Here is a 25,194-nt window from a genome sequence, read left to right on the forward strand (position 1 = left end):
CTTTAACCTAAAATCACCAGTCAATCCCGATCATCAGGCAAATTCTCCATTTCCTCAACAATTAGCATCTGAAAATCTTCATCACAATGATTATGCAGATGAACCGCAGCAGCTAGGAGTTCTGCGAGAATTTCAGCTTGTTGGTTAGCAGTTAAACTAGGTAACTGTAACTGGTTAACTAAGGCTTGTACTTTCAGGCACTCTGTACTTAATTCAGCAATCAAGGTGCTGAGGGTTGAATTCGTGACTGCAAGAGAGCGATCGCTAATCTGCATATTCATTGTCCTAATCTTTTACGCGCTTGTTGGATTGCCTTATCAAAAGCACGAATCTCTTTTTCCCAATGCTTAATTAAACCTTCATCAGGAAAACTCTTCTCTGATTCCAGTCTAATCTTTTCTTGATGTTCAGTAATTCTTTGATCTAAAGATTCAATCGCCTTTTGATGGTGTTTCTTACTCATCACTCCGAACGATAGGCAACGCGGAGACTTTGGACTAGAATCACCAAAGATGCGATCGCCATCAACCCACCCCAAAACCAGTAAGGTAAAAGCAAATATCGCTGCATTTGCGCTGTGTCAGAGAGTCCAAGGGGGCCAGCAGAAGTACTAAATAGATAATCAAGCTGATGGTAGGTACTCACACAAGCTTGTACACCCAAGAATTGAATAGCAAATCCTTGCGCCCAACGAGGTGCTTTCAGGGCGATACCCAAGATTATTAAACCCAGTAAGGGTATTGCTATCAATCCAAACCAGGAACGTACCCAAATTAATGTAGAAAATAGCAAAAAACTTCCTAAAATTTTTAAACTTAAAGAAGCTGCTGTAAAACTGCGGGAAGCCAGAATTAAAGCTGCACCGGCAAGAGGTGGCCCCATTGGGCCTGCTGCTGCGATTATTGCCGAGCCAATTGGCCCCAATAACGACCGGATGCCATAAGTTGCAACACCAGAACCATTGCTAAAAATCTGTAATTTCTGAAACTGTCCCCCTAGTAGGAGTGCCATTAAGCCGTGACCCATTTCATGGAACCAGGTTGCCAGAATTGTAAATGGGTATAAGATATAATCACCTCCTGGTACTTGCCAGAGTAAAGCAGTTGCGATCGCTGCTGCAATTAGCCAGGTTAGACCCATGCGTTCTACAACTGGCGGGGCTTCTTTGGTAAGTAAGGGTTCAAAATTCTTGCTCGGTTCCCTCATAAATCACTCTATTTTGGATTTTAGATTTTAGATTTTAGATTTTCTAGAAAATTCAAAATCTAAAATTGACAGTCTATTTTATCTATCCTAATGCACTTAAACTTATAAGCATTTAAATTACATATAGTCAATAGCTAAAATACTTGCTGCGCTTGGATTTATTTATTTTTTAATCCAAGCCAATATCAGCAAGCAAGGTGAGAAGTTGCTATGCGGTAAACTCTTGAATAAAATCATGAACCTGTTGTTCCAGGAATTGTGTAAAATGTTCTCTTGACCAGATATTAAAACTCTTCTTACAAATGAAGGGTTTTAGAATGCCCCGAAAACTTTCAGTTAATCTGAAGATGATAGGGTTATATCTCTTGCCAAAGTACTAGCACATCTGAATATCGCTTCGTTTTCTTTCTTTTCCCTGATTTTGGGGTAAAACGTAAGGTGGGAGCGATAAACATTAACACGGCAAAACTTGTAAAAGTATGCACGGATTGCTAAGACGTGCCTGGACGCAGAGGGTTAAATGCGCCGTCGTACCCCTGTGAAGCGTCAAGAAATAGCTGATTAAATCGAATTTTAAGCGATTTAATCATATATTTTGTAGCAGATACTTGTGGAAAAGAAAATGCTAGGTGTAAGTGTTGTTATGAAAGTTGGCGATCGCGTCCGCGTTAAAGATTCGGTAGTAGTGTATCATCATCCTGAACACCGGAATCAGGCTTTTGACATCAAAAGTACAGAAGGTGATGTAGTAGGTATTGCCACCCAATGGCGAGACAGACCCGTAAGCGCTAATTTCCCGATTGTAGTCCAGTTTAGTAAAAAGTTTAAAGCCCATTTACGTGAAAACGAGTTAGAAATCATCTAAATCACTTATCGCCGGCGAAACCACTGAAAAATATTCAGTTCGCCGCGCATTCTTTTCAGTTCTTGGCGGTTCTGTTCTGCTATTGCGTAATACCATTCACAATAACGCTGGAACTCTGACCGTGACCGAACTTCATGGTAGAATTGGTGGGTTGTTTTGTAACCAGCAAAACCTTCCTCAACTTGGTGTTGAGGGGATGGCATAATATAGGGTAAGTTTTTAGTCATTAGTCATTAGTCATTATTAAAGCCAACCGCGTAAGCGATAAACTAAAGAACCAATGTACTCTTTTAAAGCAGTGGTAAATTGGTGCAAGTTGTCGGTATCAGGTAATAAATTCAGTATAGCGGCTTTGGGACTGGAACCAAGTTCTTGCAAGTCACCCTGAGTAACTAAAAAGTCAGTGGGTGCAGGAATGACATTAATTCCTTGACGCTGGAAAATGTTAAGCGATCGCGGCATGTGCATTGCCGAAGTAACTAATAATACCTGCTTTATGTGACGAGATTCTAAAATTTTTCGGACATTTACAGCATTTTGATAAGTATTGAGAGATTCAGGTTCCTGAACGATCGCGTCAGATGGAATACCAATAGATGTGAGTATTGTTGCCATATCTGCCGATTCTGGTGAACCGCTACCACGCCAATCAATGCGCCCCCCGCTAAGAATGATTATAGGCGCTTTTTTTTGGCGATATAGTTGTGCGGCATAAATCACGCGATCGCCTGATTCACTCAAATCAACGGTAGGTCTTGGGAAAAAAGCTGGTTTAGTTGCACCACCCAAAACCACAATTGCTTCTGCATTTGGTATTTGGGCGAGTGGAAGATTTTGCCATTCTAGCGATCGCACTAACGATTTAGCGATCCAAGCATTACTACAAAATAGCAATAAAGTTAGAGCAAAAGCAATTGCGATCGCCGCAGTACGCGGTCGTTTCCACAAGGTTACTAATGCTATCACCAAACTGACACAGGCTAATCCTAGTGGATAAAAAAATAGCGGTAGTAATTTCGATAGATATAAAAACATATTATTGGGGAATTGGGAATGGGGCATAGGGCATGGGGCATGGGGCATAGGGCATGGTAACTGAGAAATAAGCAGGGGAAAGATAACTATTGATTATTGATTATTGCCCAATGCCCAATTACCAATTACCAATTCCCAATTACCAATTCCCAATGCCCAATTCCCAATTCCCAATTCCCAAATTACTACCTTTGCCAAAACCTGAAATTGAAACTACTTCCAGGAGGGCGACGGTAACGGCGGGCCGTTTTTCTTGTTTGCCGTTTGTTGATCCTTTCATTCGTTGGTTCAACTTCACCCTCTTCTGATTCTTCAACTTGCAACTGAGTTCTAGTTTCTTCCTTACTTCCCCACCAAGCAGTAATCCAGCCTCCAGCTAAACCACCTATTCCACCTAGCAAAATACTCATGGGTGGTGGATATCCCAAATACACAAAGCCCAGCATAAAAAATAACCAGTATTTAAGTCCGGCATCAACACCATCAGAGGAGGCTACATTTGGTGCTTGGGGACTATTATCAGTTACATTCGTGATCCAGCTGAGGATGAAACCGCCCATGATTCCTAAGAAGATGCTCAGGGCTGGTGCGGAGCCTGTCATTATTAATATAAATGTTAAAAATGCCCCAAATAACAACTGAGAAAAGAAGCTGGGAGAAATACTCAAAAAATCGTTCTTTTTGTCTGCCATATAGTAAAAAAGGCTATTAACTACTAGTCTGTCAAGCTAGTAATGAAAAGTTTGTAGTAAGCACTTTAGTGCTTATAAAATAAGGACTGAAGTCTTTACTACCAACTTTGTTACCCATCAATTTAAACTTGACAGACTACTACATACTAATTCGTAGTTCGTAATTTTCGATTCAATTACGAATTACTTGAGTTGTATCAAAAATCTTTACGTAGGCTTGTTCCTCTTCAGTGAAAGGTTCAGCTTGTTTGACTTGTGAGGCTAATAAATCGGCGGTGGCATCAGCAATATCACCAGTGCGGTTGTTCAGCCGCTCTGTTAGAACTTCTAGCGGTGCTGTGCATTGGATAATCTGAAGGGGAATTTCGTGTTTTGTAGCTTTAGCGATCGCTTCTTGCCGCAACTGCTGTTTATCATACTTGGCATCCAAAATCACCGAAAACCCTTGTTGAGCCAGGATAATACCCAATTCCAACAACCGTGTGTAAGTTTTTTCGGTCATCTCAGGCGTATATAAATCATCGCCACCTTTTTCCCACAGAGGAATTCCGCCTAAATGTTTCCGCACTGCATCAGAACGCAGATGAATCGCTCCCTGTTGACGGGCTAAATGCCTTGCTGTGGTACTTTTACCAGAACCCGACAACCCCGACATCAAAATTAGCTCTCCAACCTTTGGTTTAGTATACTCCCAAGCCTGTTTGTAATACTCACTAGCGGTTTTTGTCGCCTCTTCCTTTACCGTCGCGGGTACACTCGGATCGCCTAGCAAAAATGATGTCACCTTTGCCCGGACATAAGCCTGACGACTTAAATATAAAGGCAGCACCTGTAAACCTTCCCAGTCTCCAGTTTGCTCTATATAGGCATTCAAAAACGCATTACCCAAGTCTTTGCGTTGCCGCGCTTCCAAATCCATCACCGTGAACGCCACATCATACATCACATCGACAAAGCGAAATGGCTCATTAAACTCAATGCAATCGAACAGCAAAATTTTATCGTGCCACAGAGCAATATTTCTCAGGTGTAAATCCCCGTGACATTCACGAATATGATTGTTCTGAATTCTGCTAGCAAATAATTCTGGACGTTCGGCAAAAAAATTATCTGTATATTGCTTTGTTTCTGTAAATTGTTCCTGAGTCTGGGGGCCACCAATATAATTCTCAGTTTGCTGATAATTCTCATCAAATGCAGCCCGGACATTTGGCACTTCACCAAAACTGCGAATATAATCATTCGTCTGTGATTCGGCATGATATTGAGCCACCACCCGTCCCAACTCATCTAGGAGTGTCTCATTTAACTTACCCTGTTCAAAAAATGTACTCAATAGCGACTCTTGAGGAAACTGCCGCATTTTCAGCGCATATTCTACAGCTTCGGTAGTTCCCCCTAACTGATATTGCTCATTTACCAGAGTTATGGGCAAAACTTCTAAATATAGTTCACCAGCACCCCTCTGATTTAACCGCAACTCTTCGTGACAAAAATGCTGCCGCTTCTCTAAGGTGGAAAAATCCAAAAAGCCAAAATTCATCGGTTTTTTCAGCTTATAAGCGTAATCCCCAGTCAGCAGCACATAAGAAATGTGAGTTTGAATTAGTTCAATGGGTTCCGTTACCGCATGGGGATAAAAACCAGGCTGCAACATTTGCTGAATTAAGACTGGAAGAGTCGCTTCTGTCATTTCTATTCCTCTGCGCTCTCTGCGCCTCTGCGGTTCAAATACAAAAAAACCAGGAGTCGCCCCCTGGTATCATCAAAAATTATTACATAGTTTACCTAGCTTAAGAAGCCGTTTCAGTTGCAGTTGCTGTCCCAGCATCATCAGCGCTAATTTGCGGTGGCAAAACGCTCACAACAAGTCTTTCCAATTCAGCTAGAGGTGTCACACCTTCAGGAAAGGCTATATCACTAATACTCAAACTGTCTCCAATTTGCAGGTTAGTAACATCGATTTCGATTACATCCGGGATGTTTTCTGGCGCACAACTAACTTGCAATTCGGAGATAACGGTGTCTAACACACCACCATCTTGTTTAACACCAATAGCATTGCCCACAAAACGCAGCCGAACGCCTACAGTGGTATCGCCGTGGCCAGCAACCGCGAAAAAGCTGAGGTGGTAAGGTGTACCTTTTGCTGGATGGATCTGAAGTTCTCTCAGCAGGGTTTTGCCGCGCCAAGGTGCATCAGCAATGTTTAATTCAATCAATGTATTGTTGACTGAAACTCTTTTGAGCAAACGCTCAACAGTTTTAGCATCAATAGTCAAAGAAATGGACTCTGTACCCTTATGGCCGTACAAATTGGCAGGTATCAATCCAGAACGGCGCAAAGCTCTTGGCTTGCTGCCTTCTGGACGTTTTTGAGATTCGACTGTAATAGCCATACAAGTTGTCCTTTATCATTTGTCATTTGTCAGTTGTCATTAGTCATTTGTCATTTGCTAATGACTAATGACCAATGACTAATTTACGCACTCAGCAGGGTAGCAGGTGTGCCGTCAGCGTGCAATAAAGCGCGTTTGGGGCCGTGGATGGGGTCTTCTACGATTATGGTTTGATCGCGGCTTGCTCCTAGTGAGACGATCGCGATCGGGACTTCCATTAATTCGGCGAGGAATTTTAGATAGTCCAGTGCTTGCTGTGGCAAGTCTTCCAGGCTGCGGCATTCGGTTGTTGACACTTTCCAGCCTGGTAAGGTTTTGTAGATGGGGCGACATCTAGCAAATTGACGGGAACTGGTGGGGAAGTTTTCGCTGCGTTGGCCATCAATGTCATAAGCTACACAAACTTGGATTTCCTCTAATTCATCGAGGACATCCAGCTTGGTAAGCGCCATGCAATCCATGCCGTTAATCCGCACTGCATAGCGACCAATGACCGCATCAAACCAACCACAGCGACGTTTGCGTCCGGTGGTTGTGCCAAATTCGGCCCCGCGATCGCACAACAATTCACCCAACTCTCCATGCAATTCTGTGGGAAATGGCCCCTCTCCCACCCGTGTCGTGTAAGCTTTCGACACGCCAATTACCCGGTCAATCATTGTCGGGCCTACCCCTGTACCAACGCAAGCCCCCCCTGCCACAGGGTTAGAGGAGGTTACATAAGGATAAGTTCCATGATCTAAATCAAGGAGCGTACCTTGTGCGCCTTCAAACAAAATATTGCGTCGTCGCCCAATTGCATCGGATATTTTTAACGATGTATCAACAACGTGAGGCCGCAAACGTTCTGCATACCCCAAATACTGTTCAATTACCTCTTGTGCATCTAGAGGCGGCAAGTTGTAAAGCTTTTCTAAAATGACGTTTTTATAATTAATCGTCCACGCCAACTGCTCACGCAGTTCATCCGGGTTCATCAAGTCTAAAACTCGGATGCCTATACGTTCAGATTTATCAGCATAAGTCGGCCCAATGCCCCGACCTGTTGTGCCGATCTTATGGCTTCCCCGTCGTTCTTCAGATGCCTGGTCAATCAACCGATGATAAGGCATTGTGACGTGGGCTGTCTCAGATATCAGCAGGTGGTCAGTGGAAATATTTAGTTCTTTTAATTGGTCGAGTTCTGCAATCAAAATCTGTGGATCGATTACTGTTCCACAGCCGATAATGCAATCGGTATTTGGATACAAAATACCAGAGGGAATCAGGTGCAGCTTAAAGGTTTGGCCTTTAACTACAATCGTGTGTCCAGCGTTGACACCCCCTTGGTAACGAACCACAACATCTGCGGAACGACTGAGTAAGTCAGTTATTTTACCTTTTCCTTCATCGCCCCATTGGGCACCTATGACAATGACGTTAGCCAAGAGCTTATATTAAGAAGTAAAGTTTCCACAAACTATAATTATTAACATATTGCTTTAACCATGTCAAGCTGATTGCAGAGGAACCCGGCAAATTCCATTGTAAATTTATCGTGTAACCTGACTTATGACAGCGATTAGCATCAATATCACATCGCAAGGTGTGAGGGCACGGCACTGCCCATCGGTGTCAACTTAAGCTCAAAACTTTGTCCCACAGACGTTTTCCCCCCTTAATCCCCCCTTATAAAGGGGGGAAACAGGAAATCCGGTTCCCTCCCCTTTATAAGGGGAGGGTTAGGGTGGGGTAACGCGGATCGTCATAGGAAGTGAGTGAACTCAAGATCGTTTCTTCACAAGGGTTTTACGTTAAGTTGACACCAGTGGGCACTGCCGTGCCCCTACGGGTGTGTCTCACTCAACTGAGAACCGCCATAACTGCATTGATCGCATGAATGCTCAAAATGAATTTATATTAAAAATTAGCGGATTTATTTGTGAGTATTATGTATAAATCATTATCCCAAGAAATCCATAAATTTACAACTACAACAGATTGTATTTTGTTACCAGTGTTATCAAAATTCTTAAAATATTCTCAGTATTTGTTTTTAATTTTTAACCTTAACTGATGGAGGTTATCTAGGGCAGAAAGGGCGATCGCATGATCAAAAAATGGTATAGAGTCCAAAAGCTAAAAGCAATATTTGTCCTAGCGTTGGCAGTTATATTTACTAATGCTGTAGTTTCTTATAGCAACACTGTTAAGCTGATTCATAACCAGCAATGGGTGACATCCTCTTATGAAGTTATTACCCAAGTTGAAAGTATCCAATCTATACTCAAAGACACTGAAACAGCACAACGTAATTATCTAATTACAGCAGATGCAGATGATTTAAAAACTTATCTTGCAGCTAATCAGCAAACTAATTATAATATTCATATTCTCAGTAAATTAACTCCTAATAATCATCAAAAGCAGCAGTGGATTTCTTTGCTGAAGCTAAAAATTACCAGTAAGCTCAACATTCTGCAACAAGAGATTTATCTCAGACAAAACCAGGGATTTGAAGCAGTTCGGCAGCGAATCTTATCTGATAAAGACAAGCAAAGTAGCAAAGAAATCCAACAACTTATTCACGACTATTTAGAGGTAGAGCAAAATTTATTACGGCAGGGAATGCAGCAGTCGCAAGCAATTTCCCAAAAAGCGGTAGTTACATTTTTTATCGCTGCTATTGTGGATTTGGTGCTGGTGGGGCTGCTGTATGATTTGTTGTGGCGTTATATTAGGCAACTTCAGCAGACGGAATTGGCCCTACGCCAAAGTGAAAACCGTTTACGAGCCATGATAGATGCAGAACCAGAATGCATCAAGTTAATTGCTAGGGATGGCATCCTTTTAGAAATTAATGCAGAAGGATTGGCAATGATGGAAGTGGAAAGTGCTGATGTCTTAATTGGTAAACCAATTGATGCCGTAATTGTGCCAGAGTATAGGGCAGCTTTTGCCAACTTCCATAAAAGTATCTGCCAAGGTAACAAGGGGACTTTAGAGTTTGAAATTGTCGGATTTAAAGGTACTCGTCGCTACATGGAAACTCATGCTGTACCACTGCGTAACGAATCTGATGGCACGTTTATTCATTTGGCACTGATGCGAGATATAACCCAGCAAAAACAGGCAGAACAGAAAATCCGCGAACAAGGGTTGCTGCTGGATGTATCAACTGAGGGGATTTTGGTACGAAATATCCACAACCAAATCTTGTTTTGGAATCAAGGTGCTGAACGTCTGTACGGCTGGAAGGCTGAGGAAGTTGTAGGTAAGAATGTTTTGCAACTTTTGTATAAAGATATTTCACCACAGTTAGAAGATGCTTACTTGAAGGTGATGAATACTGGTGAGTGGCGAGGTGAGTTGCATCAACTAACAAGAGAAGGTAAAGTAATTATCGTTGAAAGTCGGTGGATACTGATCCGAGATGATAATGGACAACCCAAATCCATTTTGAGTGTGAACATTGAGATTACGCAGCAGAAACAACTAGAAGCTCAACTTCTGCGATCGCAACGCTTAGAGAGTATCGGTACGTTAGCTGGCGGTATCGTCCACGATCTCAACAATATACTATCCCCAATTTTAATGTCAGTTCAACTGTTGCAGAAGAAATTGCCCGATTCGCAGAGTCAGCAAATACTGCAAACTTTAGAAAATAATGTTAAACGCGGTGCTAATTTGCTCAAGCAAGTGTTGTCTTTTGCACGGGGGATTGAAGGCAAACGGACAATTGTGCAAATTCAGCCTTTGATGGCAGAAATTGAGCAGATTATCGCTCAAACGTTTCCCAAATCGATCATCTTTCAGGCAGATATCGCTAAAAATCTGTGGTACATCCGTGGAGACATAACTCAAGTACATCAGGTGCTGATAAATTTAGTAGTTAACGCCCGCGATGCCATGCCCAATGGCGGTATATTGAGGATTGCGGCAGAAAATATGGTGATTGGGGAACATTCTGCACAGATCAATATTGATGGTAAAGTGGGTTCTTATGTTGCGATCGTGGTAACGGATACTGGTATGGGCATGTCGTCGGAAGTCCAAAAACGGATTTTTGAACCATTTTTTACCACCAAAGAGGTAGGCAAAGGTACAGGTTTAGGACTTTCCACGGCGTTGGGTATTGTTAAGAATCACGGTGGTTTTGTTAATGTTTACAGTCAGGTAGGCAGAGGGACTCAATTTACAGTGTACTTACCTGCCTCAACATTCAGAGACACACATTTGCTGTCTCAAGAACTGGAATCAGTTAGAGGAGATGGTTAATTTATTATGGTGGTAAAAGGATTACAGACTAGAAAAAATCCTATTAACCAAAACTTTCTGCTGATGTTGAAAATTGGTTACTAGAAATCAAAAATATCAGTTAAAAAGTATTTGAGTCGAGAATCTTACTTTTTAATTGCTGTATTTACTTGATTTTAAAGTACAGTTAGGCTTTATAAATCCAAATTACCAATCGCGGTAAAGTTTTTCTGTGTAGAACATAATCTCTTCATTTGGCAATCTAATTTTTAATTTTTTCCGAGGATACAAACTTTCAACTGCACCTGTATCCTGTTCAATAACAGTCGCTGCTGCTTGTAAAACTGAATTTTTAAACAGAAACTTCATCAAAGGATTGACAACTTTGGCATATATCAAAATAAACGTCTTGGTGATTTTTTCTGTTTCAGGATAGAGAATATGAATTTGAGCAATATCACCAATGGGCGTTTTAGCAAAAAAACCAGTAGTTGAAGGAAAAGCGTATTCGAGTGTGTTATTGAGATTTTTTGGAAAAATGCCTAAAATTGGGTTTTTGATAATTTCTGCTAGTGTATTATCATCTCTCCTTAAATCTTGTTTAATTGTGGTATAGTATCCTTTTTCTTCAAAAGAAGTAACATGACAATATTTAATTTTAAATAGTTCTTTATGAGTCCCATTTTGATGGTTGTAGTCATAGTTAACCATCAGGTTACTCAAAAAGTCACCCTGAATACTTTTATCCCCTGTTACTCCAAGAAAATCGTATTCATCAACAATTTTTTGATGCAAATCTGGGATGGGTAATCTTGGCTCAAATCCAGCATAAGTCCAGATACAATTATTACTAATAATTAGCTTTAATGGTTTGGTAATAGGTTGATTTTCCTTGTTTTCTGATTGCTGTAGTCTGCCTTCTCCATCAAATTCTAGTGCATGAAAAGGGCAAGTAATAGTATTTCTCTCTTGACAAACCCAGCCATCTGATAAGGGGGCTTGCATGTGTGGGCAGATGTTATCAAGGGCAAAAACTTCACCTTTATGATTTTGCCAAATAACATAATCCTGTCCGTTTAAAGTAAGTTTATTAGGTTTATTCACTCCTAATGTAGATTTGTGCGCGATTAACCAAGGCGCACCAGGTAAAACTGGTTTCATTTTTCCTCCAAAATATTGATAATTGATTTAAAAATTGCTAGATGTGTTAGTAAAAGGTAACGAAATTTTGAAACTTAAAAGTTGTAGACAAGTTGATGTCACCTGTCGGAATGTGAATTGAGATGATTAAAGTCTTATCTGCAATGGACGAACTAACAGTACCGAGCATTGACTCGGCTAACTTTGGCTACTACATGGATTAGTTAGACAATTAATTAACTAATTATTTAGTTAATAGATATTAATGTAATAAATTTCATCTTCTATGTCAACTACTAAGCAATTTTTTAGTTAATATATTTTGGTTATGATCGTGGAGAAAAGTGGGTCGTTCAACGGAGTCAAAATTCTCATCTGGAAAGCCGCGTCAGGTGCGCGATGCAGAAGCGACGAAAAAGCAGATTCTCGATGCGGCGGAAGCGGAGTTTGCCAGAAATGGACTCAGTGGGGCGCGGACAGAAGCGATCGCTAGAGGTGCAGGTGTCACCACAGCGATGATTTACTACTACTTCCAGAGCAAGGAAGGGTTATATGAAGCTGTTCTGCAACGTCCGGCAGTGGAGATGCACGAAGGGTTCGAGCAGCTAAATTTGGATCAATTCCCACCAGAGGAGGCTTTGAAGCTGCTAGTTAAGGGAGCGATCGCTTACGAAGCTGCTCACCCGCACCGGGGAATGCTTTGGTTTCAAGAAGCAAACCAAAATCAGGGAAAGTATTTCAAGCAGGCGAATTGGCAAGAAAATTTTAGCTATCTCATCAAGATTTTAGAGCGGGGGATGGCCGAAGGATGTTTCCGTCAGATCGATCCATTTCTCACAACTCTGCATATTATTGGGGTTTGTAATATGTACTTCAACGCTTACGAAAACATCAAGCATACTAGACCTGATTTGCAACTGCTGAGTCCAGAAATGATTGAGCAGCATACTCAAGCAGCAGTTAATTTTATTTTGGCTGGTGTGCGACGTAGTGAGGATTAGGGATTGAATATCGGGAAACTGCGAGCTATTGATAAACCCAAGCGCTTAGGTTATATCTGATAAAATTTAAGATAATGCCGACAATTTTAAGAAAAGGCGGTTTTGAGGTTCGTATCTACCTTAACGATCACATTCCTGCTCATGTCCATGTTTTTAAGGGGGGCGGAGAGGCAAAAATCAATATAGGAGATGAAAACCTACCTCCAGAGTGGGTTTGGGTATCCCCAGGAATGAGTGATAAAGATGCGGTGAAAGCCTTACAGTTAGTTGCGGATCACCAATTGGAACTACTAAAAAAGTGGCGAGAATATCATGGTTAAAAAAATTGCGCCTACAGAAGAATTAAAAGAAAAGTTATTTAATGCGAGAGCAAAATCAGATGCGATCGCCACATCTGAACCACGGGCTACTCGTGCTTTTTATGACGCTTATTTAGGAATGATTATAGTTATTTTGTCCAACAAATGTATGTTTGGGTTCCCTTCAGAGGTAGGAGAAGGATTGGCGGGTGCTTCGGTTAAAGATTTAGCAGAAGTAGAGGTAACACCTTCTGGTGAAGGATTACACTGGAAAACCCTAGATGTAGATTTGAGTATTCCTGCTTTGATGAATGGAATATTTGGAACCAAAAAATGGATGGCTGAACTTGCCAGAAAGGGTGGAAGTTCCACTTCTGCTGCAAAATCTGAGGCATCTCGACTTAACGGGACAAAGGGCGGTCGCCCTGGAAAAGAAATTATACTGGCTACTGATGAAGCTTGATATATTAATTCACTCCAGTGATCATAAAGCGATCGCATCGAAAGCTGTAGTTTTGCCGCAACGACTTGTTATTTAGAATGGGATAGACATCATCTGATTGACCCATTCCTCAGCAGCAGAAGCTTCCCAAACGAGGATGAGTGCTTCAATTGCATCACTGACTGACAAATTCTGGGAAAGAATCAAAACTCCAGAACTGGTTTTTGACATTATGAATTCACCAAACTCAGAAGGCATGGTTTTACGGTCGTGAGTCACAAGGAGTCTACCATCCTGTGCTGCGATCGCCAATACTTCTGAATCTTTCTTACCTTCGAGCAATGCTATATAAGCTGATTGAAAATCAAGATTTGGTTGTCTACGTATCGTACCAGTTACAATCGCTTGGCGTAGGTCAGCATCTGCTTGAAATCTAACTTTTGTCATGCCTCGCTATGCTTCTGTATTTGATCAGTTTTTAATTTTTGATACAGAAGCTGATTTTTCTCTCTAAGAGACTGTTGCAATTTGTCAAACTCTTTTTCACCTTCTTTTAAATACGCATCAATTAGCTCTCGGTTGGCAAGATAAAAAGTAATAGCACCATAAACCTGCTCCAGCGAGAGTAATGGAAAGTTTTGGGTAATGCTTTCAGGAGACTCACCATTCAAAAAGGCATACACAACTGAATCGAGAGAGATCCGAATCCCTTCGATCCAATATCCTCCATCTCGTTGTTCGATATATGGCTTTGCTCTCTTCAGTGCTGCTGTCATAAAACTGTTTGCGACTCTTTAATTTGATATTAAGCGATCGCATCTAAAGCAAGCCTGTGGAGTAACCTAAATTTAGAAAAGCCTTGAGATTATCGCAAAACCCAAAGGGTAAGTTGTTAACAAGTAAAAAGCAAAAATTAAGAAACACTTGCGGTATTAAAATTGCAACGGACTTACCACAAGCGTTTCTCTGAGGTAATGCTGCGTAACAAGATTTTTTTAAAAATCAAATTGGATTGCTATACCACTCCTCTCTTTATGGTAGCTAACTTCATGTGCTACTTTATCTGAACCATGAAGTGGCTGCGTTCCAAAGGTTACTCGCAACATTACCAGCACTAGTAATAACTTTCCGGGCAGCACCTATAGTTGCCCCCACACTTGGATCGATTAATGTGATTACTGTTTCAATTCCACTCAGAATTTTATCAACTATACTTGTGTTGAACTGTTTTCCCTGATTACTGAAATTCTCTACTGCTTCTTCCCTCTCCTCAACGCGTCTTTTCTGTTCCTCTAAAATATCTTTTTCTTTTTTTAATGATTGTGCAGTAGCTTGTGCAGTAGCTTGTTTTAGGTGTTCTTGTTCCCGTAATGATTGTGCATTAGCTTGTTTTAGGCGTTCTTCTTCTTGTCGTATCAATTCTCTTTCTTTTTTTAATCTATCTTTTTCTTTTTTTCTTGCCTGTCTTTCTGCTTCTGTTGCTCGATTTAACTTTGCTAGTGCCTCTTCTTCCCTCTCCTCAACGCGTCTTCTCTGTTCCTCTAGAACTTGTTCCCATAATGATTGTGCATTAGCTTGTGCAGCAGCTTGTATTAGACGTTCTTGTTCCCGTAATGATTGTGCATTAGCTTGTTTTAGGCGTTCTTCTTCTTGTCGTATAAATTCTCTTTCTTCTTTTAATCTATCTTTTTCTTTTTTTATTGCCTGCCTTTCTGCTGCCTCTCTTGCTCGATTTAACTTTGCTATTGCCTCGTAAGGGAGCATTTCAACTACAGCCGAAAGCATTTTGTGAAGATTCCAACCCGAAATAGAATCATACTCAATGATTTGATATTCAGAGAATGAAGCACCTGGAATTTCTTCTCGCAGAGTTTCTAGAAATGCTTTCTTAGCCTCTCCAATCACCTGAGTATGTTTAGGACTTGTTGATCCAATTAGCCCATCAATTTCAACCTGAGAAACTTTACCATTATCTCGATACCTTATGTACGATAATTTGTTAAAACCGAAAATAATATGCTTACTAGAGACTCCAGAACTAATAAGTAGATTTACAGTTTTTAGTGTACCTAGTTCTGCTGGTCTTGGTGGGCAGACAATGACAATAAATCCGTCAGCTTCTTTAATTCGCCGCCGATAAATTTCTTGGAAAACTTTATCATTTTTTTCTGAATCACCAAGTCCAGGAAGGTCAACAATGTTAATATTTTCATCATTACTTTCCCATTCATAAACCTCATCAGTGTCTGTGCCACGACCGTAATCACCAACGTTACCAACTTCTTGCCCAAAAAGAGCATTTATAGTAGATGTCTTTCCGTTGCCAGTTTTTCCACAGATGAGAATACTAGGCTTCCGTTCTTTAGGTAAGTGATGACGGTACTTTTTGATAGTTTCACTAAGAAATGTTATTTGCTGTTCACGTTCTTTTTCTGGGTTTGATGTCATGTTTTTAAGTATCTTATAAGTGATGTTTTGAATTGACTAAGATAATTCTTCAACTCCAGAAATAGATATTTCGTAAAAATTTATCTGCAATTTTCAGGAAAATCCCCTGGCTGAATCCTTAATACCAGTTTTTTTTAACACTCAGTATAAATTTAGCATCAACTACGATCGCATTTTAAAAAACCTGTTAACAACATTATCAGTAAATGTGATCGCAGGCATAATTTCTTCTGGTTTTAAGATTGATAAGTTAGGAAATAAAAATTCAGCATTTTAGAAATCTTTAATTACGAATTCCGCACCGCGCCACTAGCCTTAAACTTAGGATAAGCAATGTGTTTGTGATGAAATTGCTGCCAAACATCCACAAATATCTGAGCAATTAGTGACATCTCTTCCCGTTTTAGTCCTGAATCGACGAGTTGATTGTCTTGCCATTTCGCACGCAGAATATTATTTAGCATTGCCAAAGCTTGTTCAGTGGAGACTTCTTTAAGTAATGGCTTCTTTCCCACAGATTTAGCCGATGCTTGCAGCGATCGCACTACAAGCTCTCTTATTTTTATTCTGTCAAAGCATCAAGTTTAGCCAGTATCCTTAAACCTTCTTCTGGATTTCCAGTTGCGGCCATTGCTTTAAATCTGGTATTGGCATCAAACTCTGCTAGGGCTATCGTAGAAAGTTCTTCAATCAGCTTATTTACACTTATTCCTTTAGCTTGAGCAAGTTGTTTTAATCTGTTGTGTTTTTCGTCTGGTAAACGAATAGTTAAAGTAGCCATTTTTGTTTAACTCCTAATAATTTCTTCTGGTTTTAAGATTGATAAGTTAGGAAATAACAATTCAGCATTTTGGAAATCTTTAATATTGTGAGTGGCAATAATTTGAGCATTACCAGCAACCGCTAATTCAATTAAGTGGTTGTCAGCTTCATCTTTTAAATTAGGTCGCCATAAGTAGTAAATATAAATCCATTGACTCACGCTCATAAATGATGCGAGTAAAGCAGAAATTTCTGCACTCGTTAAAGGGCATTTGGCGATAATTTCTTCTCGCCCAATAACTGACTCATACTCAGAAAATAAAGCGTTTCCCATCAGAGGCTGATATTCGCCTTTTAAGCAGCGTCGAATGAGTTCTCTACTGGAACCCTTAGAGCTAATAAGCGCACTAATAAAAACGCTGGTATCAACCACAATTTTAATCGCCATACAGCAATGATAGCATATATGCTATCATTGCCGAAACTGCGTAGGCATAGCCCATCATAGACATAGCATTACGAATTCCGCACAGTGCTACTAGCCTTCAACTTCGGATAAGCAATCCGTTTGTGATGAAATTGCTGCCAAACATCCACAAATATCTGAGCAATTAGTGACATCTCTTCCCGTTTTAGTCCTGAATCGACGAGTTGATTGTCTTGCCATTTGGCACGCAGAATATTATTTAGCATTGCGAAAGCTTGTTCAGTAGAGACTTCTTTAAGCAATGGCTTCTTTCCCATAGGTTTAGCCGATGCTTGCAGCGATCGCAGCGCTGCTTCGCAAGAATCTGCTAACATGACAATTCCGGTTTCCCGTGATTGCGGAATCGGCCCATCGTAACGAAAATCTGCGTCATCTACTGTTAAACTTGGATCTTCCTGAGCCATAAGCTGGGCTTGATGATGGAAATAAGCAATTAGCATCGTCCCCTGATGCTCTGGAATAAAAGCTTGAATTGCCGTCGGTAAAAGGTGTTTCCTCGCCATCACCAACCCTTCTGTTACGTGCTTTTTGATAATCTCTGCACTCTTCCAAGGGTCTTTAATCTCTGTATCATGTTTATTTGGCCCCCCCATCTGATTTTCAATAAAGCCAAGGGGGTCGTGCATTTTACCAATATCGTGATATAATGTCCCAGCCCTGACCAACTCAACATTGCATCCTAATTCTTTAGCAGCAGCTTCGGCAAGGGTAGCCACAAATAACGTATGTTGAAAAGTTCCGGGAGTCTCCGTAGCGAGTCGTTTTAATAAAGGGCGGTTAGGGTTCGCCAACTCTGCAAGGCGGATGGGAGTGACTAAATCAAAAACTTTTTCTAGATAAGGACTCAACCCTAAAGCTACAACACTCCAGCCTAAACCGGATAAAGCAAACAATCCGGCTTCTCGGAGGACAATATACCAGGTTGAACCAAATGCTTGACCAATTAAGATTTTAACAACCAGATAAATACTGCCTTGAGTTAAAGCGATCGCAACCCCTAATAATGCCAATTCTTCACGCGATCGCAATCGTTGTGCTATGTAACTACCTAATATTGCTCCACCAACACCAGCTAAAAGGGCAGCCTTGCTTATGTCCAAGCTAATAGCTAATATCGGCAACAGCAGCCCAACAACTGTTAACCCCAAAGTCGGGCCATAAAAGCTTCCCAACAATAAACCAAGGGCGCTCCAGGTGGTATAAGGCAATCCCATCGTTACCAATCCTGGCACACTCAGAGTTAGCAATAAGACTAAAAGGCGATCGCGTTGTCGCAATTCGTAATCAATATGTCGTTCTACCCAGACAAAAATGCCAATGGCGATCGCAATCATCCCTGCTAACTTCACCAACCCCCGCCATTTTAGCTCTCGGCGAATCAGGTGATAATGCTCCAGCACCTGAAAGTTCCATGCAGTAATCTGCATTCCTTTTTTGACAATTACTTCACCATGTTGTACCTTCACCATTACTGGTGGCACTCCAGCAGCAGCCTTTTGAGCGTTTTCTGTCGTTTGCTCTTCATCTTTTTGCAGATTCGGTTTGAGTACAGCTAACAACAGGTTCTTTGCCAAAATTTCGGCGGATTCTGGTACAAAGGACTGCAATTGCAAACTCACCGCATCCTGTAAGATATTTTTTGGCAGTCCTTGTGGAATGCCTTGGGTGAGAATCCGCTCTGCACTCTGATGGATTCCCATTTGTGTTTTTTCCCACTCCAAATCTGACAAATCCAAAAGCAGGGATTCTTCGTATACTGCTTGTGGGGTAACAGCATCTAGTTGTAAAAGTTTAGCAGTAGCTTGGGTATATCTTTTACGTATTTGGGAAATTTGGGCAATTAGTAAAGACAAGCTTTTCTCAGAAGTTGTGACGCGGTAAGATTCTAGTTCTGCAACTGCTTGAGTAAAATCAGTACTTTGAGACAAATCAATCGGCTCAGTCTTCCGTGGTGTTGTGCGCGGTTGGCGTTCTTGATTAGGTGCAGTTGATGAGGCGGCAGTTTGTCCTGTTCCTTTCTTCTGCTGATTTTTACTATTTTGTACAGCGACTAGCACCGCTTGCCATTCCGAATCAGGACAAGAGCGGAGATAACGCTGGGTATAGATGGGCAAAACTATAGAATCAAAAAAAGGAAAATCTCCAGCAACGGCGCGAATTTCGTTGCCATCATCCAAAAGTTGTTGCAAATTCTCGTTGATTTTCTTGTTCATTCGCGCATCTAGCATCAACATTTGTAATGAGCTAGAACTTACGGCTTTGCGCTCGGCTTCTGTTTGTTTCTGATCTTCGATCTTCGCTGTGTAAGGCGCTGCAATCGTCTGGGGCGCGGGGTGTCCTACTTGGAGTTGAGTTTGGTTGTATAATTTTTGCCCAATAACGCCTGTAAGGGACAGGATAGCGATCGCTAAAATTACCCAGGAACGCTGTTCATGCACCCAATCTAAACAAACTGTATAAATACTACTCTCAGTTTTGACCAATTTTGCCTTTGACTGGAGCGCTCTTTCTTGTTTTCGGAGATGCCTACGGCGAGCTAAGTCTACGCTTTTTTCATTAGTTTTTGATAAAAATAAGATTACATTCTTCAGGACAGTTCTTAGAAGTTCCTTTCTATGGCTTTTACTTTTGGGACTTCTCATTAACTTTCCTTTACGGCGTAGTCCTTTGTACTGTCGCCGCCAGTGAGTCAATTGCTGGGTTAAGAACTGCAAAAATTGCTGCATTTTCATTATCTCTACCTGCAATTGCCTACTTTGATAGCTCAAAAAAAAAGACAATCATCAGGGAAGTTTGATCTGCTAAGTAATCAGACAGAATTAATTACACAAGTTTTTTCCTGTAACCTGTAACCTGTTCCCTATCTCCACCAATGAATTTAATTGTGTCCGACTACTTACTATTGCAACTACGGTGACGCAAGCTAATTCATAATTATTGTTAACGCGACCGAATAACGCGAGGGGCTGCGTAAACTGAAAGTAAAGCCATGTCGCATCCCTCGTCTGTTAACTCCTTGGGATTTAGAGCAATATTATACACTCCTGACCAAACCGCCGCAAATGCATCGGTTAATTGTAACATTTGGGAAAAGCTAGTTAGTCCCCATACTGGAGAATTCTTTTGCAACAGCAAGACTTGCCAATTTACGGGAATTCCGGCTATACCGTTATATGCTCCTGATAAAGTACCAGTAATTATACCTGTAGCCTGTGAGCTTAGAGATTTAGTATCTTGCACTTGAGAATTGCCATTGTGATTAGTCCGCAAAACTGCAAGGCGAAAATCTTCTAAGGTACTCAAAAAGCAGTAAAATGCCATAGCAATAGTGTTACTGAGTTCTTCTTCCTTAGCAAACTCAGCTTGCGCCTTTGATAATCCCGCCCCTTGCTCTAATAAATTTTGGACTTTTAATAATTTTTTTGGTATTGATGTCGGTGTTTCTCCGAGAAAAGCAATTGTTTGCGGGATGAGGGTGAGAGGGTTGAGTTTTTCTGTTAAGGCAAGAGCGATCGCATAAGCTACGGCTAATGTTCCATCCCGTACTAATGGGTCATCTTCCCAGACTTTGAGTACACACAGCAAGTTTTGCCGCAGCTTAATCGGATTTTCGTGAAAAAAAAGTGCTACTGGTAGTGTGGCAATAATTATTTTTATTGATAGATCGTCAGTGGCTGGTAAATGAAGAGATTCTTGTTGCTGACGCGCTATCCAATCATCTAAATCTAATCTACCCAACGCAATCAGACTTTCAGTACCCAGAATCGCCATTCTGCCAAAATCCAGGTAACTCTGAGACTGCATCTTACCACCAGTGGCTAAACTTCCCCCCAGAAAGGCTCCGAGAAAAGTACCTCTAAACCGACTTATAGGAGAGTAACGCATACAATTTTGGATTTTGGATTTTAGATTGAATAATTTAATCCAAAATATCAAATCTAAAAAATTGAGTTATTTTTAATCTTTTCTTAAATAATTCACCAAAGCTTGTAAGCCCAACAAGTAACTCTGAACGCCAAAACCACTTATTTGCCCGATCGCAACTGGGGCGATGTATGAATGATGACGAAAATCTTCCCGCCGATATATATTACTTAGATGTACTTCGACTGTGGGCAAATTAACAGCCGCGATCGCATCTCGCAATGCCACACTGGTGTGAGTATATGCCCCTGCATTAATCAAAATCCCCTGATGTTGTCCTAATGCGCCATGAATAGTATCTACCAAAACTCCTTCATGATTTGACTGCAAAGGGGAAACTTTCGCCTGTAACTTGAATCCTTCTTCCTCTAACAGGCGATTAATTTCAGCTAGTGTCAACGAACCATAAATTCCTGGTTCTCGCTGTCCTAGCAAATTTAAGTTTGGCCCATGCAGTGCCAGAATGCTTAAGGGTTGCAATGTCGAGTTTAGCACTTTGGGTTTAGTGGCGACGACGCGAGCGATCGTTCACAGGAATCGGAATCAGTTCCGGTTCCCGTTCAGCCTCCGGCCCTAACAGACTTTCAATTAGCCTGCGAGCTAATTCCTTAAGCTTTTCCAGCACCTTTTCTATATAGTCCATGAACTGAACGCTCCTGAGATACTACCTCAATTTTTGATTAGCAGGTACGCATAAAATGGCATATTGTCGCACCTCTGGCTTCCAAGCGGGCTGAAACACAATCCCGTATTTGGGACATAAGCCACTTCTAAAATTTGGCGTTGTGTTCTCCCTTACTTTTTAGAGTATCACACTTGCAACCTATAGAGCTGCATCCTATCAGGGATGAATATCAAGGGTCAAGAGTTAAAGATTGGACTTTAGACACTTGACTACGAATTTTAGATTTACACAGGACTTACGCAAAAAAGTTATGAGGTAGCGGTAATTCATGAATTACCGCTACGACAAATCGGGCTTTTGAGACAATTTTGCGTAAGTCCTATTACAGCGCAACATCAGAACGAGCGTCTTTGAGATTTATTTCACCTACAAGTGGGAGATACTGCGGTGGAAGGGTTCACCCTTGCCGTTTCCCGACTTGTTCGCCCTTGGCGTTCCCACAGGGTAGTAACTGCCATTAGTGGCATCAAGGCATGAATCCCAAAATTCTTTTAATCCAAAATTCAAAATTAGCTGACTCGCAGTTAGTCTTCTTTTGTCCCCTTTTTCTTCGTAGCTGTAGTTGATTTAGCAGTTGACTTAGATTTGGAACTCGTTGATTTAGTCGTTTTGCGAGTCGATTTCGCTGTCGATACCTTAGCTGCTAACAAGTTCAGCGCCTCAGTCAGGGTTATATCTTCTACCGTTTGACCTTCTGGAATACTCACATTAGTTTTGCCATACTTAATATAAGGGCCATAAGGTCCATCGTAGATGTTAATTGTTTCCCCATCATCTGGATGTGTACCCAATTCGCGTAACGCTGCTTTAGACTTGCTGTTGGTGGAACTACGTCCCTTTTTGGGTTCGGACAATAACTCTAATGCACGTTCTAGGCTAATTGTCAATACATTATCAGCAGCTTTCAGCGAACGGTAGTCTTTCCCTTCCTTACCCTGGTCATGAACTACATAAGGGCCAAAGCGCCCCAAACTTGCTTGGATTTTACCGCTAGTGCCTGGGTGAACTCCCAATGTTCGAGGTAGTGCCAATAAACCAACAGCCATTTCCAGGGTAACGGTTTCTGGGGTAACACCTTTGAGTAGGGAGGCTTGTTTTGGTTTTGGGTTTTCGTCGGTTTTGTCGCCCAACTGGACATAAGGGCCATAAGCACCAATTTTCACATAAATCGGTTCGCCAGTTTCGGGATGCCGACCTACTTGGTCAGGGCCAGTAATTTTTTGCCGCAGCAATACTTCTACCTGTTTGGGGTCGAGGTCGGCTGGTGTCAAGTCTTTGGGAATTGACGCGGTGATCACCCCATCACCATTTGTAACTTCAATATAGGGGCCATATTTACCAATACGGACTTTGGCATCTAGATTCTCTAGTTCTACAGTCCGAGCTTTGGTAGCATCAATTTGGCTTTCCCGTTCTTTTACCAGGGTTTCTAGTCCTGTTTCTCCTAGATAAAATTTCTGTAAGTAGGGCAACCATTTCACTTCACCAGTAGCAATGTCATCAAGGGTTTGCTCCATCTTCGAGGTAAAACTGGGGTCAACGATGTCCGGGAAATGTTTTTCTAGTAAGTCGGTGACGGCGAAAGCGGTGAAGGTGGGAATAAGAGCGTTACTCACCAAATGGGCATAACCTTTGTCGATGATTGTGCCAATGATGCTGGCGTAGGTACTGGGACGACCGATACCTTCGCTTTCTAAGGTTTTCACCAAAGAAGCTTCAGTGTATCTAGCTGGCGGTTGGGTTTCATGTCCAACTGCTTCCAACTCTGTACAATTCGGATGATCTCCCACTTTTAAATTGGGCAAAATTACTTCTTGGTCTTCTAGTGCTGCTTCTGGGTCATCTGAACCTTCGACGTAGGCGCGTAAATATCCAGGAAATTCAATTCGTTTGCCAGAAGAACGGAATCCAGCATCCTCGACTTGCAATTGCACGGTAATTTGAGTTTGGCGGGAATCAGCCATTTGACAGGCAACAGTCCGCTTCCAAATCAAATCGTAGATAGCAAGTTCTCGACCGCCCAAAGCGGTTTCTTGAGGGGTGCGGAAGGTGCTACCGGCTGGACGAATTGCTTCGTGTGCCTCTTGTGCGCCTTTGGATTTAGTGGTGTATTGCCGGGGCTGGGGACTGAGGTATTGTTGACCGTAAAGCTTTTCTACAGAACTTCGAGCAGCTGCGATCGCTTGATCTGACAAATGCACCGAATCTGTCCGCATATAGGTAATATACCCTTGTTCGTACAAATTCTGGGCAACCCGCATCGTATCACGGGCTGACAGGCGCAGTTTCCGGTTAGATTCTTGTTGCAACGTCGAGGTGGTGAACGGTGGCGACGGTTTCCGCGTCACTGGGCGTTCTTCAATATCACTAACACTCCAGGTTTTCCCCGTTAGGCGTTCCTTGAGGGCTACTGCTTGGTCTTCGTTGAGCAACAAGACATTACGACCTGCGGTAATTTCTCCTGTCGCTGCGTCAAAATCGCTACCATTAGCAATTTTAGTTCCTGCCAACGTCACCAGCTGAGAAGCAAAGGGCATTTTTTCCTTTGACAAACTAGCTTTCAAATCCCAGTATGCACCCTCATGGAAAGCGCGGCGTTGACGTTCCCTAGTAACTAAAAGCCGCACGGCTACAGATTGTACCCGCCCAGCAGATAATCCCCAGGCGATTTTTTTCCATAGCAGGGGAGACAGAGTATAGCCTACGAGTCGATCTAAAATTCGCCGCGTTTCTTGGGCGCGAACCAACTGCTCATCGATTTGGCGGCAGTTTTTCAGAGCTTTTTTGATCGCCTCTTGGGTAATTTCGTGAAACACCATCCGTTTAGTCGGAACTTTCGGCTTCAGCAATTGGTATAAATGCCAACTAATGCTTTCACCTTCCCGGTCTTCGTCCGTTGCCAGAATCAGTTCATCTACATCTTTAAGGGCTTCTTTAAGCTGGGTGACAATTTTCTTTTTGTCTTTCGGGACAACATATACCGGTTCAAAGTCGGCGTCCACATTTACCCCTAGCTGCGCCCATGTTTCCCCCTTGACGGCAGCAGGAATTTCACTAGCCGACTGGGGTAAGTCACGCACATGACCCATAGACGCTTCCACCCGATAGCCTGCTGGCAGGTAGTTGCGAATGGTACGAGCTTTGGTTGGAGATTCGACGATGACGAGAGTTGACATGGAAATTTCAATAAAAAGAATAGCTACTAAGCTAAACAGTCAAATTGAGGTAATTTTTGCAAATTGTCAAGAAGGTCGCGCTTAGGGCGGTGATTTAATCCTCACATAAACTGTCTGCTTAGGAGAAAACCCTGTGAACTTATGCCCCAGTCTGTCCCAGAGGATAGAGAGGGAAACGCTGGGTATGAATTTCCAGCTATTTTAATCTTTAACTTATCTAACGCATAATTGGCGACTACAGTTTTAAAATTTGGGGAATTGGGAATTGGGAATGGGGAATGGGGAATGGGGAATGGGGAGTAGTTTGTTAGAGTCGGTGGGAGGTATTATCCTCCGCGCCTCTCTGTTAGAACCGGACGTGCGCCTTTCGGTGCATCCGGCTCCCGATATTCTTAGG

General features: G+C 41.8%; 25 protein-coding genes and 1 pseudogene. 5 read left to right on the plus strand and 21 right to left on the minus strand.

Features of this window, described 5'->3' with window-relative positions; translation table 11 throughout:
• Positions 1–20: 20 nt before the first annotated feature.
• From V7K98_RS18840 to V7K98_RS18850, 3 genes are read right to left on the minus strand one after another with little or no spacing between them, the layout of a single operon-like run.
• Complete coding sequence (locus tag V7K98_RS18840; RefSeq protein ID WP_335024489.1) at positions 21–281, minus strand: hypothetical protein; 261 nt, start codon at positions 279–281, stop codon at positions 21–23.
• Positions 278–463, minus strand: a complete 186-nt coding sequence (locus tag V7K98_RS18845) for a hypothetical protein (protein WP_335024491.1) — start codon at positions 461–463, stop codon at positions 278–280. Before V7K98_RS18845 ends, V7K98_RS18840 begins: the two co-directional genes overlap by 4 nt.
• Complete coding sequence (locus V7K98_RS18850) at positions 463–1,206, minus strand: M50 family metallopeptidase (protein WP_335024493.1); 744 nt, start codon at positions 1,204–1,206, stop codon at positions 463–465. The genes V7K98_RS18845 and V7K98_RS18850 overlap by 1 nt, the downstream gene beginning before the upstream one ends.
• A gap of 643 nt (positions 1,207–1,849) precedes the next feature.
• Between V7K98_RS18850 and V7K98_RS18855 the strand changes: the two genes are divergently transcribed.
• Positions 1,850–2,071, plus strand: coding sequence for a ferredoxin-thioredoxin reductase variable chain (locus tag V7K98_RS18855; RefSeq protein ID WP_442940425.1), 222 nt, complete (start codon positions 1,850–1,852; stop codon positions 2,069–2,071).
• Positions 2,072–2,076: 5 nt separating this feature from the next.
• Here V7K98_RS18855 and V7K98_RS18860 read toward each other — a convergent pair whose 3' ends face one another.
• From V7K98_RS18860 to V7K98_RS18885, 6 genes are all read right to left on the minus strand, one after another.
• Positions 2,077–2,298: a hypothetical protein gene (locus V7K98_RS18860; RefSeq protein ID WP_335024497.1), complete on the minus strand. Its 222-nt coding sequence runs from the start codon at positions 2,296–2,298 to the stop codon at positions 2,077–2,079.
• A 16-nt stretch (positions 2,299–2,314) separates the two neighbouring features.
• Positions 2,315–3,106, minus strand: coding sequence for a YdcF family protein (locus tag V7K98_RS18865; RefSeq protein WP_335024536.1), 792 nt, complete (start codon positions 3,104–3,106; stop codon positions 2,315–2,317).
• Positions 3,107–3,291: 185 nt separating this feature from the next.
• A complete protein-coding gene (locus tag V7K98_RS18870; RefSeq protein ID WP_335024499.1) occupies positions 3,292–3,798 on the minus strand; it encodes a hypothetical protein in 507 nt (168 codons plus the stop codon).
• A 172-nt stretch (positions 3,799–3,970) separates the two neighbouring features.
• On the minus strand, positions 3,971–5,491 hold the full coding sequence (locus V7K98_RS18875) for a bifunctional aminoglycoside phosphotransferase/ATP-binding protein (RefSeq protein ID WP_335024501.1): 1,521 nt from the start codon (positions 5,489–5,491) through the stop codon (positions 3,971–3,973).
• A gap of 100 nt (positions 5,492–5,591) precedes the next feature.
• The gene (locus V7K98_RS18880; protein WP_335024503.1) at positions 5,592–6,197 is read right to left on the minus strand and encodes a 50S ribosomal protein L25/general stress protein Ctc; all 606 of its coding nucleotides are present in this window, start codon (positions 6,195–6,197) and stop codon (positions 5,592–5,594) included.
• An 83-nt stretch (positions 6,198–6,280) separates the two neighbouring features.
• Positions 6,281–7,624 (minus strand): adenylosuccinate synthase, encoded by a 1,344-nt coding sequence (locus tag V7K98_RS18885; protein WP_335024505.1) that lies wholly within the window; start codon positions 7,622–7,624, stop codon positions 6,281–6,283.
• 661 nt (positions 7,625–8,285) lie between these two features.
• On the opposite strand from V7K98_RS18885, the gene V7K98_RS18890 reads away from it, so the two are divergent.
• Positions 8,286–10,454, plus strand: coding sequence for a PAS domain S-box protein (locus V7K98_RS18890; RefSeq protein WP_335024507.1), 2,169 nt, complete (start codon positions 8,286–8,288; stop codon positions 10,452–10,454).
• 186 nt (positions 10,455–10,640) lie between these two features.
• Here V7K98_RS18890 and V7K98_RS18895 read toward each other — a convergent pair whose 3' ends face one another.
• On the minus strand, positions 10,641–11,594 hold the full coding sequence (locus V7K98_RS18895) for a Rieske (2Fe-2S) protein (protein WP_335024509.1): 954 nt from the start codon (positions 11,592–11,594) through the stop codon (positions 10,641–10,643).
• Between the two features lie 323 nt (positions 11,595–11,917).
• Between V7K98_RS18895 and V7K98_RS18900 the strand changes: the two genes are divergently transcribed.
• The 3 genes from V7K98_RS18900 to V7K98_RS18910 all read left to right on the plus strand — a co-directional run bounded on the left by V7K98_RS18900 (position 11,918) and on the right by V7K98_RS18910 (position 13,336).
• Positions 11,918–12,574, plus strand: a complete 657-nt coding sequence (locus tag V7K98_RS18900) for a TetR/AcrR family transcriptional regulator (RefSeq protein WP_335024511.1) — start codon at positions 11,918–11,920, stop codon at positions 12,572–12,574.
• A 74-nt stretch (positions 12,575–12,648) separates the two neighbouring features.
• On the plus strand, positions 12,649–12,894 hold the full coding sequence (locus tag V7K98_RS18905; RefSeq protein WP_334719289.1) for a DUF4160 domain-containing protein: 246 nt from the start codon (positions 12,649–12,651) through the stop codon (positions 12,892–12,894).
• Entirely contained in the window at positions 12,887–13,336 is a 450-nt protein-coding gene (locus tag V7K98_RS18910; RefSeq protein WP_335024513.1) for a DUF2442 domain-containing protein, read from the plus strand. Before V7K98_RS18905 ends, V7K98_RS18910 begins: the two co-directional genes overlap by 8 nt.
• A 72-nt stretch (positions 13,337–13,408) precedes the next feature.
• Here the strand turns inward: V7K98_RS18910 and V7K98_RS18915 are convergent, their stop codons facing one another.
• The 11 genes and pseudogenes from V7K98_RS18915 to topA all read right to left on the minus strand — a co-directional run bounded on the left by V7K98_RS18915 (position 13,409) and on the right by topA (position 24,797).
• Positions 13,409–13,762, minus strand: a complete 354-nt coding sequence (locus V7K98_RS18915) for a DUF5615 family PIN-like protein (protein ID WP_335024515.1) — start codon at positions 13,760–13,762, stop codon at positions 13,409–13,411.
• Positions 13,759–14,091 carry a DUF433 domain-containing protein gene (locus V7K98_RS18920; protein WP_335024517.1) on the minus strand — a complete coding sequence of 111 codons (333 nt, stop codon included), beginning with the start codon at positions 14,089–14,091 and terminating at the stop codon, positions 13,759–13,761. Before V7K98_RS18920 ends, V7K98_RS18915 begins: the two co-directional genes overlap by 4 nt.
• 283 nt (positions 14,092–14,374) lie before the next feature.
• On the minus strand, positions 14,375–15,763 hold the full coding sequence (locus tag V7K98_RS18925) for a GTPase family protein (RefSeq protein WP_335024519.1): 1,389 nt from the start codon (positions 15,761–15,763) through the stop codon (positions 14,375–14,377).
• A 287-nt stretch (positions 15,764–16,050) separates the two neighbouring features.
• Positions 16,051–16,260 (minus strand): annotated as a pseudogene (locus V7K98_RS18930) (hypothetical protein); the annotation flags it as partial.
• A gap of 65 nt (positions 16,261–16,325) precedes the next feature.
• Positions 16,326–16,544 (minus strand): toxin-antitoxin system HicB family antitoxin, encoded by a 219-nt coding sequence (locus V7K98_RS18935; protein ID WP_292760357.1) that lies wholly within the window; start codon positions 16,542–16,544, stop codon positions 16,326–16,328.
• A gap of 6 nt (positions 16,545–16,550) precedes the next feature.
• The gene (locus V7K98_RS18940; RefSeq protein ID WP_335024523.1) at positions 16,551–16,973 is read right to left on the minus strand and encodes a putative toxin-antitoxin system toxin component, PIN family; all 423 of its coding nucleotides are present in this window, start codon (positions 16,971–16,973) and stop codon (positions 16,551–16,553) included.
• Positions 16,974–17,041: 68 nt separating this feature from the next.
• On the minus strand, positions 17,042–19,744 hold the full coding sequence (locus V7K98_RS18945) for an HD family phosphohydrolase (RefSeq protein ID WP_335024525.1): 2,703 nt from the start codon (positions 19,742–19,744) through the stop codon (positions 17,042–17,044).
• Positions 19,745–19,952: 208 nt separating this feature from the next.
• Positions 19,953–20,897 (minus strand): ADP-ribosylglycohydrolase family protein, encoded by a 945-nt coding sequence (locus V7K98_RS18950; protein WP_335024528.1) that lies wholly within the window; start codon positions 20,895–20,897, stop codon positions 19,953–19,955.
• A 72-nt stretch (positions 20,898–20,969) separates the two neighbouring features.
• Positions 20,970–21,416, minus strand: a complete 447-nt coding sequence (aroQ, locus tag V7K98_RS18955) for a type II 3-dehydroquinate dehydratase (protein ID WP_335024538.1) — start codon at positions 21,414–21,416, stop codon at positions 20,970–20,972.
• Between the two features lie 22 nt (positions 21,417–21,438).
• Positions 21,439–21,579 (minus strand): hypothetical protein, encoded by a 141-nt coding sequence (locus tag V7K98_RS18960; RefSeq protein WP_335024530.1) that lies wholly within the window; start codon positions 21,577–21,579, stop codon positions 21,439–21,441.
• Positions 21,580–22,145: 566 nt separating this feature from the next.
• Entirely contained in the window at positions 22,146–24,797 is a 2,652-nt protein-coding gene (topA, locus tag V7K98_RS18965) for a type I DNA topoisomerase (protein WP_335024532.1), read from the minus strand.
• Positions 24,798–25,194: the final 397 nt, after the last annotated feature.

Origin of the sequence: Nostoc sp. (assembly GCF_036917435.1) — a bacterium.
In the GTDB taxonomy this organism is placed as follows: Bacteria; Cyanobacteriota; Cyanobacteriia; order Cyanobacteriales; family Nostocaceae; genus Nostoc.

Excerpts from the sequence above, each read along its gene's own strand:
- V7K98_RS18865 (WP_335024536.1), bottom strand. The coding sequence starts at position 3,106 with ATGTTTTTATATCTATCGAAATTACTACCGCTATTTTTTTATCCACTA.
- V7K98_RS18840 (WP_335024489.1), bottom strand. The coding sequence starts at position 281 with ATGAATATGCAGATTAGCGATCGCTCTCTTGCAGTCACGAATTCAACC.
- V7K98_RS18945 (WP_335024525.1), bottom strand. The coding sequence starts at position 19,744 with ATGAAAATGCAGCAATTTTTGCAGTTCTTAACCCAGCAATTGACTCAC.
- V7K98_RS18845 (WP_335024491.1), bottom strand. The coding sequence starts at position 463 with ATGAGTAAGAAACACCATCAAAAGGCGATTGAATCTTTAGATCAAAGA.
- V7K98_RS18855 (WP_442940425.1), top strand. The coding sequence starts at position 1,850 with ATGAAAGTTGGCGATCGCGTCCGCGTTAAAGATTCGGTAGTAGTGTAT.
- V7K98_RS18910 (WP_335024513.1), top strand. The coding sequence starts at position 12,887 with ATGGTTAAAAAAATTGCGCCTACAGAAGAATTAAAAGAAAAGTTATTT.
- V7K98_RS18920 (WP_335024517.1), bottom strand. The coding sequence starts at position 14,091 with ATGACAGCAGCACTGAAGAGAGCAAAGCCATATATCGAACAACGAGAT.
- V7K98_RS18925 (WP_335024519.1), bottom strand. The coding sequence starts at position 15,763 with ATGACATCAAACCCAGAAAAAGAACGTGAACAGCAAATAACATTTCTT.
- V7K98_RS18890 (WP_335024507.1), top strand. The coding sequence starts at position 8,286 with ATGATCAAAAAATGGTATAGAGTCCAAAAGCTAAAAGCAATATTTGTC.
- V7K98_RS18915 (WP_335024515.1), bottom strand. The coding sequence starts at position 13,762 with ATGACAAAAGTTAGATTTCAAGCAGATGCTGACCTACGCCAAGCGATT.
- V7K98_RS18905 (WP_334719289.1), top strand. The coding sequence starts at position 12,649 with ATGCCGACAATTTTAAGAAAAGGCGGTTTTGAGGTTCGTATCTACCTT.
- V7K98_RS18850 (WP_335024493.1), bottom strand. The coding sequence starts at position 1,206 with ATGAGGGAACCGAGCAAGAATTTTGAACCCTTACTTACCAAAGAAGCC.
- V7K98_RS18960 (WP_335024530.1), bottom strand. The coding sequence starts at position 21,579 with ATGGACTATATAGAAAAGGTGCTGGAAAAGCTTAAGGAATTAGCTCGC.
- V7K98_RS18870 (WP_335024499.1), bottom strand. The coding sequence starts at position 3,798 with ATGGCAGACAAAAAGAACGATTTTTTGAGTATTTCTCCCAGCTTCTTT.
- V7K98_RS18880 (WP_335024503.1), bottom strand. The coding sequence starts at position 6,197 with ATGGCTATTACAGTCGAATCTCAAAAACGTCCAGAAGGCAGCAAGCCA.
- V7K98_RS18935 (WP_292760357.1), bottom strand. The coding sequence starts at position 16,544 with ATGGCTACTTTAACTATTCGTTTACCAGACGAAAAACACAACAGATTA.
- topA (WP_335024532.1), bottom strand. The coding sequence starts at position 24,797 with ATGTCAACTCTCGTCATCGTCGAATCTCCAACCAAAGCTCGTACCATT.
- V7K98_RS18895 (WP_335024509.1), bottom strand. The coding sequence starts at position 11,594 with ATGAAACCAGTTTTACCTGGTGCGCCTTGGTTAATCGCGCACAAATCT.
- V7K98_RS18875 (WP_335024501.1), bottom strand. The coding sequence starts at position 5,491 with ATGACAGAAGCGACTCTTCCAGTCTTAATTCAGCAAATGTTGCAGCCT.
- V7K98_RS18860 (WP_335024497.1), bottom strand. The coding sequence starts at position 2,298 with ATGACTAAAAACTTACCCTATATTATGCCATCCCCTCAACACCAAGTT.
- V7K98_RS18940 (WP_335024523.1), bottom strand. The coding sequence starts at position 16,973 with ATGGCGATTAAAATTGTGGTTGATACCAGCGTTTTTATTAGTGCGCTT.
- V7K98_RS18950 (WP_335024528.1), bottom strand. The coding sequence starts at position 20,897 with ATGCGTTACTCTCCTATAAGTCGGTTTAGAGGTACTTTTCTCGGAGCC.